The sequence below is a fragment of the Pseudomonas sp. FSL R10-2964 genome, from assembly GCF_009600035.1.
Lineage (GTDB): Bacteria > Pseudomonadota > Gammaproteobacteria > Pseudomonadales > Pseudomonadaceae > Aquipseudomonas > Aquipseudomonas bubulae.
The window spans coordinates 66,264-81,002 of sequence record NZ_WIWH01000003.1; the positions used below are offsets into that span (position 1 = coordinate 66,264).

Annotated in this window: 13 protein-coding genes; 12 read left to right on the forward strand and 1 reads right to left on the reverse strand. The window is 61.7% G+C overall.

Annotated elements, in window-relative coordinates; all coding sequences use genetic code 11:
- Positions 1-4: 4 nt before the first annotated feature.
- A complete protein-coding gene (locus GHN92_RS02715; protein ID WP_095020041.1) occupies positions 5-1,336 on the reverse strand; it encodes an MFS transporter in 1,332 nt (443 codons plus the stop codon).
- A 379-nt stretch (positions 1,337-1,715) separates the two neighbouring features.
- Here GHN92_RS02715 and GHN92_RS02720 point away from each other — a divergent pair, with 379 nt between their 5' ends.
- The 12 genes from GHN92_RS02720 (at position 1,716) to GHN92_RS02775 (ending at position 14,730) form a co-directional block, all read left to right on the forward strand.
- Positions 1,716-2,450: an SDR family NAD(P)-dependent oxidoreductase gene (locus GHN92_RS02720; RefSeq protein WP_095000425.1), complete on the forward strand. Its 735-nt coding sequence runs from the start codon at positions 1,716-1,718 to the stop codon at positions 2,448-2,450.
- 30 nt (positions 2,451-2,480) lie between these two features.
- Positions 2,481-3,254, forward strand: coding sequence for an SDR family NAD(P)-dependent oxidoreductase (locus GHN92_RS02725; protein WP_153379323.1), 774 nt, complete (start codon positions 2,481-2,483; stop codon positions 3,252-3,254).
- A 10-nt stretch (positions 3,255-3,264) separates the two neighbouring features.
- Entirely contained in the window at positions 3,265-3,894 is a 630-nt protein-coding gene (locus GHN92_RS02730) for a nuclear transport factor 2 family protein (RefSeq protein WP_095000423.1), read from the forward strand.
- Between the two features lie 9 nt (positions 3,895-3,903).
- A complete protein-coding gene (locus GHN92_RS02735; RefSeq protein ID WP_095000422.1) occupies positions 3,904-4,977 on the forward strand; it encodes an alkene reductase in 1,074 nt (357 codons plus the stop codon).
- Positions 4,974-6,836, forward strand: a complete 1,863-nt coding sequence (locus GHN92_RS02740; RefSeq protein ID WP_153379325.1) for a long-chain-acyl-CoA synthetase — start codon at positions 4,974-4,976, stop codon at positions 6,834-6,836. The genes GHN92_RS02735 and GHN92_RS02740 overlap by 4 nt, the downstream gene beginning before the upstream one ends.
- Positions 6,829-7,914, forward strand: a complete 1,086-nt coding sequence (locus GHN92_RS02745) for an MBL fold metallo-hydrolase (protein WP_153379326.1) — start codon at positions 6,829-6,831, stop codon at positions 7,912-7,914. The genes GHN92_RS02740 and GHN92_RS02745 overlap by 8 nt, the downstream gene beginning before the upstream one ends.
- 64 nt (positions 7,915-7,978) lie before the next feature.
- Entirely contained in the window at positions 7,979-9,646 is a 1,668-nt protein-coding gene (locus GHN92_RS02750) for a DUF1302 domain-containing protein (protein ID WP_095023571.1), read from the forward strand.
- 140 nt (positions 9,647-9,786) lie between these two features.
- The gene (locus tag GHN92_RS02755) at positions 9,787-10,998 is read left to right on the forward strand and encodes a thiolase family protein (protein ID WP_095000418.1); all 1,212 of its coding nucleotides are present in this window, start codon (positions 9,787-9,789) and stop codon (positions 10,996-10,998) included.
- Positions 10,999-11,003: 5 nt separating this feature from the next.
- The gene (locus GHN92_RS02760; RefSeq protein WP_095020036.1) at positions 11,004-11,942 is read left to right on the forward strand and encodes an OB-fold domain-containing protein; all 939 of its coding nucleotides are present in this window, start codon (positions 11,004-11,006) and stop codon (positions 11,940-11,942) included.
- A 202-nt stretch (positions 11,943-12,144) separates the two neighbouring features.
- A complete protein-coding gene (locus tag GHN92_RS02765) occupies positions 12,145-13,035 on the forward strand; it encodes a VOC family protein (RefSeq protein WP_095000416.1) in 891 nt (296 codons plus the stop codon).
- 10 nt (positions 13,036-13,045) lie between these two features.
- The gene (locus tag GHN92_RS02770) at positions 13,046-13,921 is read left to right on the forward strand and encodes a CoA transferase subunit A (RefSeq protein WP_095000415.1); all 876 of its coding nucleotides are present in this window, start codon (positions 13,046-13,048) and stop codon (positions 13,919-13,921) included.
- An 11-nt stretch (positions 13,922-13,932) separates the two neighbouring features.
- Positions 13,933-14,730: a CoA-transferase subunit beta gene (locus GHN92_RS02775; protein ID WP_095000414.1), complete on the forward strand. Its 798-nt coding sequence runs from the start codon at positions 13,933-13,935 to the stop codon at positions 14,728-14,730.
- Positions 14,731-14,739: the final 9 nt, after the last annotated feature.

Consider the following 14,739-nt stretch of genomic DNA (forward strand, 5'->3'; position numbering starts at 1 on the left):
GTTGTCAGGCAGTGGCCGCGTCAGCCAGCGGTGCTGGGGTCGGGGTCTTGTTCATCAGGTGGTTGCGGTAGCGCGGCAAGGCCATGGCCAGAAACACCGAGGCCAGAACCAGCAGCGAGATACAGGAAGCCAGGGCATAGCGCAGGCCTTCGTTGCCCAGGGTATGGGCAAAGCCGTCACTGAGCATGCCGATCAGCAGCGGCCCGACACCGACCCCGAGCAGGGTCATGGCCATTACAAAAATTGCAGTGGCCTGGGCCAGGCGGGTGGCTGGAAACAGATGGGAGATGGCGCCCAGGCAGGGCGTTGCCCACCAGGTGCCAAAAAAGCTGAATACGCAATAAAACAGAAACGCGGTCGGCATGGGTGTGCTGCCCATATAAAATGCAGTGCCCACTGGCCAGAGGAAATACGCCAGACCGAACGGGATGCTGATCAGCGTGCCCAGCAGCGGCACCCCGATTTGCCAGCCCTTGTCGCGACGCACCAGGCGATCACACAAAATGCCGCAGGTCAGGGTGCCGATGGTTGCCCCGGCACCGCCTGCGACCCCGGCCAGCAGGCCCGCGTCCTGCAGGCTCAGGCCGTGGGAGCGGATCAGGAAGCTCGGGCTCCAGGTGCCGATGGCATAACCGGCAATGGCCGCCGAGCCGCCGGTGCACACCAGCCAGAGAAAGGACGGTGTCTGGAACAACTCGCGAACCGTGACCAGCCAGTGGTCTTGCGCGACCAGATTGGGGCTGACCAGCATCGCCGGCTTGGGTGCCCGCACGGTAAACAGCAGGATCAATCCGAGCAAAATCCCCGGTGCGCCGATCACCACAAAAGCGAAACGCCAGCCGTAATGCTGGGCAATCCAGCCGCCCAGACCGAGGCCGAAAATCGCCCCCAGACTTGAGCCCAGCATCAATACCGACAGGGCGGTCGAGCGGCGGTCGGGCGGGTAGAGGTCCGAGACCATGGCCATTGACGGCGCGGTGCCCCCGGCTTCGCCGATAGCGACCCCGATCCGGGCGATCACCAGCATGGTAAAGCTGGCGGCAAAGCCGCAGAAAATGGTCATGACGCTCCAGGCAATACAGCTGAAGGCGATGACTTTTTTGCGCCCGATCCGATCGGACAGGCGCCCCAGCGGAAAGCCGAAAAGGGTGTAGAACACGGCAAAGGTCACACCTGAAAGCAGACCTATACCGGTATCGGAAATGCCGAACTCGGCCTTCACCGGTTCGATCAAAATGGCCATCAGCAGCCGGTCTATGTAGTTGAAGATATAGATGGCTGCCAAAACGCCCAGTGCGTAATGGGTTCGCCAGGTGGGGCGCAAGGGTATGGACACGACGGGTCTCCCGGTTTTTGTTCTAGTGAGTGAGTTATTCCACGAACCGGCTGGAGGAACATCGTCCATTTAGACCAGCCGGTCATGCACAGAATCTCTCTGGGGATGAAAGCTGTAGATACTCTGTTGCAGGTCAAGCCCTATTGTGGGAGCGAGCCTGCTCGCGAACGACCTTCGCGAGCAGGCTCGCTCCCACAGTTGCAGTGTTTCTGCAGCTGCCGTAGGAACTAGCCTGCTCGTCAGCTGCTACCGTCGTCATCCGCTCTTGAGCTGCTTAGTCCCATCGGACGATGTTCAGCTTTTAGCCGCAGTCAATGATTGCTCCCATACACCGTCCGGGCTTACCGGCGGGCCGACTTCGGGCAGGTGGGAGAACAGGATGAAATTGCTTAACAAAGTGGCGTTTGTAACCGGTGCAGGCCAGGGCATGGGACGAGCGATTGTTCGTCACTTTGCCGAGCAGGGGGCCAAGGTTGTCGCCGCCGACATCAACCTCGATGCCGCGCGTCAAAGCATTGAAGGGCTGGGCGAAAAGGCCCTGGCAGTGTCCTGCAACGTCGCTGACAGCGACTCGGTCGCCACCGCGATGGCTGCCGTGCATGCACATTTCGGCAGCCTCGATGTGCTGGTCAATAATGCCGGTATCGGCTCCATCGATGCCTTCGCACAAACCCCGGACGAACACTGGCAACGAGTGATCGGGGTCAACCTGACCGGGCCGTTTTTCTGCAGCCGAGAAGCGGTGAAGCTGATGCTCGCCGCTGCCACGCCCGGCGTGATTATCAATATCTCCAGCACCGCCGCCCTGACCGGCGAAGGTCCGAGCCATTACTGTGCAGCCAAGGCCGGGGTAATGGGCCTGACCCGCAGTATGGCGCGCGAACTGGCAGGCAACGGCATACGGGTCAACACCATCGTTCCCGGCCCGACCAACACGCCGATGATGGCTGACATCCCGGACGACTGGATGCAAAGCATGCTCAAGGCCATCCCCCTGGGTCGCATGGGTGAAACCGATGAAATCGCTCGCGTCGCGGCCTTTCTGGCCAGTGATGACGCAGCGTTCATCACCGGTCAGAACCTCGCGGTCAACGGCGGCATGGCGTTTATCTGAGTGCCGCGCACAGCAATGGGAGAGCAGATCATGGGTACTCGTTTACAAGACAAAATTGCCTTTATCAGCGGCGCCGGTTCAGGCATCGGCGCGGCGACGGCGTTGCGCTTTGCCGAAGAAGGCGCGCTGGTGGTGTTGTGCGGGCGACGCATCGAGCCGCTGCAAGCCGTAGCGGCACAGATCCGTGACAGCGGCGGCCGCGCCGAATGCGCGGTGGCCGATGTCAGCAATGAAGCCGCTTATGTCGGCGCCATCAGCGAGGCGGCACAGCGCCACGGCCGTCTGGATATTCTGGTCAACAACGCCATGGCCTACAGCTGGGGCGCGATTGACAGCACCTCGACCGCTGACTGGCATTCGAACTTCGCCACCACGGTGGACGGCACCTTTTGGGGCACACGCACGGCCATGGGCCTGATGCGCGCCCAGGGCGGCGGTTCGATCATCAACCTGGCCTCGATCTGCGGGCAGTTCGGTACGCCGTGGATGGCCGGTTACTCGGCGGCCAAGGCCGCGGTGATCAACTTCAGCCGCGCTGCGGCCAGTGAAGGTGCCAGCCACAACATCCGTTGCAACGTGGTCAGCCCGGGTGTGGTCGAGACACCGGCCACGGCAGGCATGCTCACCGATGACAAGACGCGCACCAATACCGAAAAACTGATCCCGCTCAAGCGCGTCGGCCAGCCGGTGGAAGTGGCCAACGCCATTCTGTTCCTGGCCAGTGACGAAGCTTCATACATCACCGGTGCTTGCCTGCCGGTGGATGGCGGACGCAGCAGTGAGCTGTACACGGTATTGGAATAAGGACCCTTTTATGGAACAGAGCGCTTTGTTAGCCCGTCTCGATCGGCTGGAATCGATTGATGAGATCCGCCAGCTGGCTGGTAAATATTCGTTGTCGCTGGACATGCGTGACCTCGATGCCCACGTCAATCTGTTTGCCGAAGACATTCGCGTAGGCCGCGAGAAAACCGGGCGTGCGCACCTCAAGGCCTGGGTCGACGACACGTTACGCGACCAGTTTCATGGCACTTCCCATCACCTGGGCCAGCACCTGATCGAGTTTACCGACCCGGACCATGCCGTGGGCGTGGTGTATTCCAAGAACGAGCACGAGACCGGCCCCGAGTGGGTGACCATGCAAATGCTCTATTGGGATGACTATGAGCGCATGCAGGGGCGCTGGTATTTCCGCCGTCGCCTGCCGTGCTACTGGTACGCCAGTGACCTCAACAAACCGCCGATCGGCACGCAAAAAATGCGCTGGCCGGGGCGCGAACCCTACGCCGGTACGTTCCACGATCTGTTCCCGTCGTGGACCGAGTTCTGGGCCAGCCGCCCGGACAAGGAGCAACTGCCGCAAGTGGCGACAGCGGCTCCGCTCGAGCACTTTCTTGCCACCCTGCGCCGTGGGGCTGGCGCACCGAAAATCCGCGTGCGCTGAGGAAATACCATGAGCATTCTGTTTGAACCCGTGCGCCTGGGTGAGCTTGAACTGGCCAACCGTATCGTCATGGCGCCCATGACCCGCAGCCGCGCCGATCAACACGGGGTGCCGACGGCCGAGATGGTCGAGTATTACCGTCAGCGCGCTTCTGCCGGGTTGATTGTCGCCGAAGGCACGGCGCCCTCGGCCAGTGGCCTGGGCTACTGTCGCACCCCGGCGATTTACTCCCCGGCACAAATTGCCGCCTGGAAAGCCGTGACCGATGCAGTGCATGCCGAAGGTGGCCTGATTGTGCTGCAACTGATGCATGTGGGGCGTGCAGCCAGCGCCCACAACAAACCGGCAGGCGCCGCCACGGTAGCGCCGTCGGCCTTGCGCGCCCGCACCCAGCTGTTTACCGACACTGCCGGGATGGTCGATACCGACGAGCCGCAGGCCTTGTCGCCGCACGACATCGAACAGGTCATCGAAGATTACCGCCAGGCCGCACTCAATGCACGCCAGGCCGGTTTTGATGGCGTCGAGCTGCACTGCACCAGCGGTTATCTGCCGATGCAATTCATGGCCTCGGGCAGCAACCGGCGTGAAGACCAGTACGGTGGCAGTGTTGAAAATCGCGTGCGCTTCCCGCAGCAGGTGCTGGCAGCGATGGCTTCGGCTATTGGCCCCGGGCGTGTCGCCTTGCGCCTGTGCCCGGGCAATCCGTTCAACGATATCGATGACGAAGACCCGCTGGCCACCGCAGTTGCCCTGTGCAAGGCCGCCGAGCCGATGGGCCTGGCTTATGTGCATATCATGCGCTCACCGCTGGCGGAACTGGATGCCTTTGCCCTGGCCCAGCGTCATTGCAGCAACGGCCTGATCCTCAATGACGGTTTTGACGGCGAATCGGCACAAGCCGCGCTGCAGGCCGGGCAGGGCGATGCGGTGTCGTTTGCCCGGCACTTTATTGCCAACCCGGACCTGGTCGAGCGCTTGCGCAAGGGCTTGCCCCTTGCCCGCTTCGACCGCAAGACCCTGTACTCACCTGGCCCGGAAGGCTACAGCGATTACCCGCTGGCCGAGGCGGTGGCGCCATGAACGACATGTCCCGCATCAGCACTCTGACGGCAGTCAGACAACAGCCCGTGCCCCGTGATCAGACCCAGGCACTGCTGGATTTGCGTTCTGCGGCCAGCGGCCAGATCAAACCGGCGGACCTGTATACCCTGGCCGACCGTCTTGAAGGGCAGGCACGTGCATTCCCCGATCGGCCTTTTTTGATCGACGGCGAGCAGCGTGTCACCTACGCCGCCGTAGAAGCCCAGGCCAATCGCATGGCCCATGTGTTTTACGCCAAGGGCCTGCGCCCCGGGGATGTGTGCGCGATTGCCATGGAGAACCGTCCGCAGTTTTTCTACAGCTGGTTCGGGCTGGTCAAGCTCGGTGTGGTGGTGGCGTTTATCAACACCCAGGTCAGTGGCAAGCCACTGGTGCATGCCTTGCAATCCACGGCGGCCAGGGCGGTGGTGGTGGGCGAAGAATGCCTGGCCAATCTGCTGGGCACTCAAGGTTTGCCCGATGTCCCGCTGTGGCTGGTCAACGATGCACTGAACCCCTTTGACGGCGAGCTGCCGGCCTTTGTCGATATTGACTTTGAACAGCACGTTACCGCTGCCCCGGCCACGGTCTTCGCCCGTGACGTGCGTGCGGCGATTACGGCCGAAACCACCACGCTGCTGATATTTACCTCGGGCACCACCGGCTTGCCCAAGGCGGCACGCTATAGCCATATGCGCTGGTTGTCCTCGGGTGACGTGATGGAAGTCACCCTGGGGGCCACCTGTGACGACGTATTTTACTGCTGCCTGCCGCTGTACCACGGCGCGGCGGCCACTTCGGTGACGTCCACGGCACTGCGCGCAGGTGCGAGCATTGTGTTGCGGCGCAAGTTCAGCGTGCGTGAGTTCTGGCCGGATGTGCGCCGCAACCGCATTACCGTGTTCCAGTACATCGGCGAGATCTGCCGCTACCTGCTCAACCAGCCAGTGGTGACCGGTGAGCGCGAGCACAGTTTGCGCCATATGCTCGGCGCCGGGCTCACGCCTGAATCCTGGCAGCGCTGGCTGGAGCGTTTTGGCCCGATCCAGGTGTTCGAGGGCTGGGGTGCCACCGAAGCCAACGCCAACCTGATCAATGTCGACAACTATGTGGGCTCCTGTGGTCGCGTGCCGGACTGGAGCCGCACCAATCTGCGCCTGGTGCGTTACGACGTGGAAAGCGACAGCCATCCGCGGGATGCAAACGGTTTTTACCAGTTGTGCCAACCGGGAGAAATCGGCGAGGCAATGGGCTTTATCGTTGATCACCCGCAGATAGGCGGTGGGCGTTTCGAGGGGTACACCAGTACTGCGGCCAGCGAGAGCAAGATCCGCCGCGATGTGTTTCAACGTGGTGATGCCTACTGGAGTTCGGGCGATCTGCTGCGTTATGACGACGACGGCTATTTCTATTTTGTCGACCGCATCGGCGACACCTTCCGCTGGAAAAGCGAGAACGTCTCAACCCTGGAAGTGGCCGACACCCTGAGTGATATGCCGGGGCTTGAACTGATCAACGTGTACGGCGTGCAGGTACCTGAACACGAAGGCCGTGCGGGGATGGCGGCGATCTTGATGCAGCCCGGGCATAGCTTTGACCCGCAGGCTTTTTATGAGCTGACGCAAACCCGTTTGCCGCGTTATGCCGCGCCGGTGTTTGTACGGGTAACACTGGCGGCGGACCTGACCAGCACCTTCAAGCTGCGCAAGGTTGATTTGCAGCGTCAGGGTTACGCGCCGCAGTTGTTTGCCGATCCGCTGTTTGTGCGCGATGAAAGTAGCCGCACCTATCAGCCGTACTCCCTGCAAGTGCTGGCCCGTAACGGTCTGCTGCCGTTTGCAGGTGCCGGCCATGAATGAACTCGACGCTCAAGGCCATCAATGGCGTGACGGCCTGCGCTACCCCTGGCCACAGGCCCCGGCCAGCGGCCAGGTGCAGGAGGTGGCCGAGGGCGTGCTCTGGCTGCGCATGCCGCTGCCGTTTGGCCTTGATCACATCAACCTGTATCTGCTGCGTCACGGTGACGGCTGGGTGGCGGTGGATACCGGGCTGAACAGCGATCAATGTCGCGCCGTGTGGGAGCAGGTGTTTGTCGAAGCCATGGCTGGCTTGCCCCTCAAGGCGGTCATTTGCACCCATTTTCACAGTGACCACACCGGTGTGGTGGGCTGGCTGGCCGAGCGATTTCGTTGCCCGGTGCTGATGACCCATGGCGAGTTCGAGGCGCTGCACCATGGCCCGCCGCGAGCGACGGCACCGGACTGGGCGTTTCTGGATTTTTATCAAAAGGCCGGCTTCAGCGCCGAGCGCGCGACGGCGTTGCTGCCGCTGATCCAGGGCGAGCACTTTCGCCCGCAACTGGTGGCGGGGTTTACCCGGTTGAACCAGGGCAGCCAGTTGACCATCGGCGGGCGGCGCTGGGAGGTGGTGATGGGGAACGGTCATTCACCGGAACACGCCTGTCTGTATGCGCCGGACGATGGTTTGCTGATCTCCGGCGACCAGGTGTTGCCGCGCATCACTTCCACCATTGCCGTGTATGTCAGCGAGCCTCAGGCCAACCCTTTGCGGGACTGGCTGGACTCGATCGAACGGTTGCGCACGATCCCCGACCACGTACTGGTGCTGCCGGCCCATGAACGGCCGTTTTACAACCTGCATCTGCGCCTGGACCAGTTGCGCGACCACCATCGCCAGCACCTGCAGCAGTTGCTGGCAGCGTGCGAACAACCGCGCACCGGGCTGGAAATGATGGGGGTGCTGTTCAAGAAACTGTCAGGCCGTTTCGACGAGCTGATGGCGCTAGGCGAGACGTTGGCGCATGCCAATTACCTTATGGCCGAGGGGGCGCTCGTTCGTGAGGAAGAAGGAGGGCTGCATCGTTATCGACAGGCCCCGACAGGAGTCGTGAAGTTCGACCCGCTTGAGTTGCTTTGAACACAACGCAATGACGCTTGAACCCATCGAAGCGGCCACCGAGTCGCTAATCAGGAGAGGCAGAGTGATCAATAAAAATAACAATAATTGTTCAGGGCAGCGCCCGCACAACTTCCAGGCCAGTGGCCTGGCCGTTGCCGTGGCGCTGGTCTGCAGCCCGCTGTGGGCAGGGGACACCATCGAGTTCGATGACGGCACCACGATTGATTGGTCGGTCACCACCAGCTATGGCATCGGTACGCGGCTGGGCAATCCCAGCGGCCGGTTGATGGGGGTCAACGTCGATGATCCGAACCGCAACTTTGATCAGCACAGCCTCACCACCAACCGGGTGGGCGCGCTGGGCGAAATGATCCTGCGCAAAGACAACTACGGTGCGGTGGTGCGCGCCAGTACCTTTTACGACGATGTGTATCACCGCAAGAATGACAACGATTCACCGGCCACCGTCAACAAATACGGCGACAACGACGAGTTCACCAGTGACACCCGCTACTACAGCGGTGGCCGCACGCGCCTGCTCGACGCTTATGTGTTTGGCGGCTGGCGTTTTGAAAACGACACCATGCTCGACGTAAAAGCGGGTCGGCATATCGAGTCATGGGGCGAGAGCCTTTACTACCCTGGCGTCAACGGCGTGCAGAACCCGTCCGATGCGGTCAAGGCCGCGCAGCCGGGGGTTGAGGTCAAAGAGGTGCTGCTGCCGGTGGGGCAGTTCTCGGCGTCTTACCGGATCAACCCGCAAATTACCCTGGGCGGTTATGTGCAGTACGAGTGGAAGGGCACCGAACTGCCGCCGGTGGGCAGCTTTTTGTCGACTTCCGACGTGATCGGCCCGGGCCGCGAATTTTTGTATATGGGCGCCAACAAGGTGCCTTACCTGGGCACCGACGAGCCGCGCGACAGCGGCCAGTGGGGTGCTCAGGTCCGCTACAGGCCGATTACCGACCTCGAAGTATCGCTGTTCCATGTTGTGTACCACGACAAAAACCCGGCCACTGCGCTGGTGGGCTGGGACCCGATACCGGCAGGCCCCGGTGGCCTGGCTTACAAGGCCAACGGCTACCGGGTCAAATATTTTGAAGACATCAAACTCACCGGTATCAGTGCCACCACCAAGCTTGGCGAGTACCAGCTTGGTGCGGAGTGGTCTTATCGCGACGGTGCTCCGGTGATGGTCAATACCGGTCTGGGCCCGGTGCCGGCCAAGGGTAAGGGCCAACAGTTCCAGTTGTCGGCCATGCGCATCCTGGGGGACCGCCCCTGGGCCAGCCAGACCACCCTGACCGGTGAGTTTGTCACGGTGCGTGCCGACCACGCCGACGAAACCTCTGCCGCGCCGAACCTTGAAGGTGTGGGCCTGTTGCCGTCGCTGGTGCCGTCCGTGCAACCGTCCGATCAGTACACCTACAAAACGGCCACGGCCTGGCGTACCCGCTCTTCGAGCGCTTACACCGTGGGCGCCTCGTTCAGTTACCCGGGCGTATTCCAGGGCTGGGACCTTGAAGTGCCGTTCACCTTCTCCAACGTATTCAGCGGTGCGGCACCGATGTCGGGAACCATTGCCGGGGTGGCGGGGGACAGGCGCCTGAGTGCGGGTACCACCTTCAAATACCTGGGCAACCTGGAAGTATCCCTCAGGTATATCGGGTACCTGGGCTCCCCCGACCCGATCTACCGCCCGCTGGCAGACCGTGACTACGCCACGTTCTCGATGAAATACACGTTCTGACGACTTGCCTGCCCCTGTGTGGGAGCGGGCTTGCTCGCGATACAGGCACTGAGGTTTTGCAGCAGAACCGCGTCGGTGCCAGCGCGAGCAAGCCCGCTCCCACGGAACGGCCTGATTTGCACTTTTAAAGAGAGAAAACCATGGGTCTTAAAGGTCATGCCGCCATTGTTGGCAGCGCTCAGTACAAACCGGAGAAATACGCCACGGCCCCGCGCATGTTCCATCTGGAACAAGTGGCTGACCTGGCGGCCCGGGCGTTACAGGATGCCGGCTTGCAGGCATCGGATCTCGATGGGCTGGTGATCAATGGCCCGCATTTTCATGAAGCCTCAGTGTTCGTCCCGGCCATGGCCGCCGAGTACCTGGGCTTGCGCCTGAATTTTGCCGAAGTGGTCGACCTTGGCGGCTGTACCTCGGTGGGCATGGTCTGGCGCGCTGCCGCTGCGATTGAGCTGGGTTTGTGCCAGGCGGTGCTGTGTGTGCTGCCCGCACGCATGGCGCCCATGGGCCCGGATGAAGACGCCAGCTGGATGGCCCGGGCCATGCGCTTTGGCGGCCACAGCACAGCGTTCGGTGCACCTGAAGCCGAGTTCGACTTGCCGTATGGGCATATGGGCCAGAACACCGGCTACGCGATGATCGCCCAGCGCTATGCCGCGCAATATGGTTATGACCCGCGGGCACTGGCAAAAATCGCGGTCGATCAGCGCACCAATGCGCAGTACAACCCAGAAGCGATGTTTTACGGCCAGCCGCTGACCATCGAGCAAGTGCTGGCCAGTAAAAAAGTTGCCGACCCGCTGCATGTACTGGAAATCGTCATGCCGGTGGCCGGTGGCGCCGCGATGATTATCGCCTCCAAAGAGGTGGCAGCACGGGCGCGCAAGCGGCCATCGTGGATCACCGGCTTCGGCGAGCACCTGGCGTTCAAGTCGCCGTCCTATGCCCAGGACATGCTGCACACACCTATCGGGCCTGCCTCGCAGCGCGCATTCGCAATGGCCGGGCTCAAACCGGCCGATGTGGATGCGGCACAAATTTACGACTGCTACACCATCACCGCCTTGCTGACCCTGGAAGACGCCGGTTTTTGCGCCAAGGGCGAAGGCATGAACTTTGTGCGTGAACACGACCTGACCTGGCGCGGCGATTTTCCGATGAACACCCATGGCGGCCAGCTCAGCTTTGGCCAGGCCGGCGCGGCGGGGGGGATGAGCCAGGTGATCGAGGCGGTGACGCAAATTGCCGGTGAAGCGGGCGAGCGCCAGCTCAAACGCTGCGACACGGTATATGTCTCAGGCACCGGTGGGGTGATGAGTGAGCAGGGCGCATTGATACTTCAGGGAGCATAAATCCGATGTCGAACAACAAACCAATGCCGGTTCCGACCGAGATTTCTGCACCGTTCTGGGAAGGCCTGAAGGCCGAGCGCCTGCTGATTCAGCAATGTGAACGATGCAGCCACTGGGTGTTTTACCCGCGCAGGCACTGCCCGGCGTGCTTTACCCATGCCCTGACCTGGCGTGAAGTCAGCGGTGGCGCGACGCTGTACAGCTTTACCGTGACACGCATCGCGACCCTGCCGGACTTTGCCGATGAAATGCCGCAGATACTGGCGGTGGTCGAGCTGGATCAGGGTGTGCGCATCAATACCAATCTGGTCGGGCTGGACGAGTCTGAAGTCAAAGTGGGCATGCGCCTGCAACCGGTATTTGCCGAGGTCGATGCCAAGGGCAACCGGCTGCTGCGTTTTACCGGGCTGGACAAGGATGCCGAGGCGTTGAAGACGCTGCGTACGGTTGAGCAACCGGTGCCAGAAACCGCAGTGCCAGTGCGCCAGATTGCCCTGGATGACGAAGAGGGCCTGCAGGCGCTGGTCAGCGACGAGTTCAGCCCGTGGAGCAACCAGGTGGTGGTCGATCAGGGCCTGATTGACAGCTTTGCCCAGTTATCCGGGGATGATTACTGGATCCACACCGACCCGGAACGTGCGCGCAAGCAAAGCCCGTTTGGCGGCACCATCGCCCACGGTGCGCTGGTGCAGATCCTGCAGTCACGGATGAAACTCAACCTGGGTTACGAGATCACCGGGTTCACCAATATGGTCAACTATGGTTCGGATCGCCTGCGCTTCCCGGCACCGGTGCCGGCGGGCTCGACCATCCATGCGCGGGCCCGGGTCAAGCGGGTAGAGCGGGTCAGAAGCGGTACTCAGCTGACCCTGGAACTCAATACCCATGTGCTGGGCAGCGAGCGGCCGTCGGTGATCAATGAGCTGGTGATTTTGTATATGTGATGCCCTGTGGGGGCGGGCGTGCCCGCGATGCTATCGATGCGGTTTTAATGACACGCCGCGCCGCCTGCATCGCGGGTAAGCCCGCTCCCACCGGTTTAAGGCGCCCCACCTGAGCGCTTTAGTCTCAACGGACGATGAACCCCACCCCCATCCTTCCCATACTCCTCCAAGCCAATAAATACAGGCATTGAGGAGCAGGCACATGATCGACATTCGTGGTTTGAGCTACTTCGTTGCAGAGTCTGCAGATCCCGTTCAATGGCAGCGTTACGCCGAAGACGTGCTCGGGATGATGGTCAGCGAAGCACCCGCCGGCGGCTTGTACGTGAAGATGGATGAGCGTCCGTATCGCATGCTTATCGTGCCGGGCGGTGAGTCGCGGTATCTGGCTTCCGGTTGGGAGCTGGCCGGCGAAAAGGCTTTCAACGCCGCGATCGAAGTGCTGGATCAGGCCGACGTCAACTGGCGCCTGGGCAGCGCCGAACAGTGCGATCAGCGCGGTGTGCAAGCACTGCTGCACGTCACCGACCCTTCAGGTAACCGCCATGAATTGAGCTGGGGCCATCGCTCCGATTGCCAGCCCTTTGTCTCGCCCCAGGGAGTGCCGGGTTTTGTCACCGGTGATATGGGCCTGGGCCACACCGTACTGCCCGCGCCAAATTTCGATGCCACCCTGGCGTTTGCCAAGGATGTGCTGGGCTTTGAACTGTCGGATATTTTCAACTTCCGTCCCGACCCTTCGGCACCACCGATTCGCATCCATTTTCTGCATTGCAAAAACAGCCGTCACCACAGCCTGGCCCTGGCCGAGTACCCGGTGCCGTCCGGCTGCGTGCATGTGATGGTCGAGGTCGAGTCGATGACTGAAGTGGGCCGCGCCCATGACCGGCGCATCGCGCATGACGTACAGCTATCGGCCACCCTCGGCCAGCATCTGAATGACCGCATGACCTCTTTCTATATGAAAACCCCTTCAGGTTTTGACCTGGAGTATGGCTATGGCGGCTTGCTGGTGGATTGGCAGGACCACAGCGCTTTTGAATTCACCCGGGTAAGCCTGTGGGGCCATGACTTCTCCGCAGGACAGTCGTAAGGAGCACTACATGAACAAGCAAATGACAGCGGCAGACGTGGTCGGCCAACTGCGCGACGGCATGACCATCGGCTTCGGCGGCTGGGGCCCGCGGCGCAAGCCCATGGCGATCGTGCGCGAGATCCTGCGTTCTGACGTCAAGGATCTCACCGTGGTCGCCTATGGCGGTCCCGAGGTCGGCATGCTCTGCGCTGCCGGCAAGGTCAAAAAACTGATTTTCGGCTTTGCCACCCTCGATGCCATCCCGCTCGAAGCCTACTTTCGCAAGGCCCGCGAGGCCGGAGAACTGGAGCTGATGGAACTGGACGAGGGCATGCTGCAATGGGGCCTGCGGGCCGCCGGCATGCGTCTGCCGTTCTTGCCGACCCGTTGTGGCCTGGCCACCGATGTCAGCCGCCTGAACCCCGGGATCAAGCAGGTGCAGTCGCCCTATGCGGATGGCGAGGTGTTGCTGGCCATGCCGGCGCTGAATCTGGATATCGCCTTTTTGCACGTCAACGTTGCCGACCGCCTGGGCAATACCCTGGTAACGGGCCCCGATCCTTATTTCGATCATTTGTATGCCCGTGCCGCCAAACAGTGCTTTGTCTCCTGTGAGCGGATCGAGGAGCGCTTGAACCTGGATGCTGCCCAGGCCCGCTTCAACACCTTCGAACGTTATCTGGTCAGCGGCGTGGTGCATGCACCCTTTGGTGCGCATCCGACAGCCTGCCCGTCCGATTACGGCTGGGACCTTAGCCACTTGAAACGCTACAGCGCCAGCGCTGCAGAAGAAGGTGGCTGGGAAGGTTATGTAGCCGAGTTTGTGACCCCGGGCGAAAGCGCCTACCAGGCCAGCAATGGCGGGGTCGATCGATTGAGCGCTTTGCCGCTGCCCGTGTTTTGAGGAGTGTGGACATGACTGCTACTAGCGAATTTACCCTGGCTGAACTGTTGATCGTGGCCGCCTGTGAAGCCTGGCGCGGTAACGGCGAAGTGATTGCTTCGGGCCTGGGGGTAATCCCGCGCCTGGGCGCGAGCCTGGCCAAACTGACCCATAGCCCGGAACTGTTGATGACCGACAGCGAGGCATTTCTGGTGGAAGAGCCTATCCCCCTGGGGCCGCGTGGAGATTTTGTACCGCGTTATTCGGGCTATCTGTCGTTCGAGCGGGTGTTCGAGTGCGTGTGGGGCGGGCGTCGCCACGCCATGATCGGTCCGACCCAGATCGACCGCTGGGGCCAGACCAACCTGTCGTGCATTGGCGACTACCAAAAGCCCAAGGTGGCAATGCTCGGGGTGCGCGGTTTGCCGGGCAACAGCATCAACCATATCAACTCGTTCTTCGTGCCGTCGCACAACACCCGGGCGTTTGTCGCCGGGGAAGTGGACATGGTCTCGGGTGTCGGCTTCAAGCCCGAGCGCTGGGAAGAGGGCATGCGCAGCGACCTGATGGACATCCGCCTGATCGTCACCGACCTGTGTGTGATGGACTTCGGCGGACCGGACCGGGCCGTGCAGGTGCGTTCCCTGCATCCGGGCGTGAGCTTTGAAGAGGTACAGGAGAAAACCGGTTTCCCGCTGCTCAAGGCCGCCGACCTCAAGCAGACCGTGGCGCCGACGCCGGAGCAACTGGCGCTGATCCGCCGCCTCGATCCCCATGACTATCGCGCCTCTGCGCTCAAGGGCAACCCGCCCGGCATTCGTCAGGCCTGATGGCCAGGA

What these genes read in the sequence shown, in the direction of transcription:
- GHN92_RS02720 (WP_095000425.1), top strand. Translation starts at nt 1,716, where the DNA reads ATGAAATTGCTTAACAAAGTGGCGTTTGTAACCGGTGCAGGCCAGGGC.
- GHN92_RS02725 (WP_153379323.1), top strand. Translation starts at nt 2,481, where the DNA reads ATGGGTACTCGTTTACAAGACAAAATTGCCTTTATCAGCGGCGCCGGT.
- GHN92_RS02730 (WP_095000423.1), top strand. Translation starts at nt 3,265, where the DNA reads ATGGAACAGAGCGCTTTGTTAGCCCGTCTCGATCGGCTGGAATCGATT.
- GHN92_RS02735 (WP_095000422.1), top strand. Translation starts at nt 3,904, where the DNA reads ATGAGCATTCTGTTTGAACCCGTGCGCCTGGGTGAGCTTGAACTGGCC.
- GHN92_RS02740 (WP_153379325.1), top strand. Translation starts at nt 4,974, where the DNA reads ATGAACGACATGTCCCGCATCAGCACTCTGACGGCAGTCAGACAACAG.
- GHN92_RS02745 (WP_153379326.1), top strand. Translation starts at nt 6,829, where the DNA reads ATGAATGAACTCGACGCTCAAGGCCATCAATGGCGTGACGGCCTGCGC.
- GHN92_RS02755 (WP_095000418.1), top strand. Translation starts at nt 9,787, where the DNA reads ATGGGTCTTAAAGGTCATGCCGCCATTGTTGGCAGCGCTCAGTACAAA.
- GHN92_RS02760 (WP_095020036.1), top strand. Translation starts at nt 11,004, where the DNA reads ATGTCGAACAACAAACCAATGCCGGTTCCGACCGAGATTTCTGCACCG.
- GHN92_RS02765 (WP_095000416.1), top strand. Translation starts at nt 12,145, where the DNA reads ATGATCGACATTCGTGGTTTGAGCTACTTCGTTGCAGAGTCTGCAGAT.
- GHN92_RS02770 (WP_095000415.1), top strand. Translation starts at nt 13,046, where the DNA reads ATGAACAAGCAAATGACAGCGGCAGACGTGGTCGGCCAACTGCGCGAC.
- GHN92_RS02775 (WP_095000414.1), top strand. Translation starts at nt 13,933, where the DNA reads ATGACTGCTACTAGCGAATTTACCCTGGCTGAACTGTTGATCGTGGCC.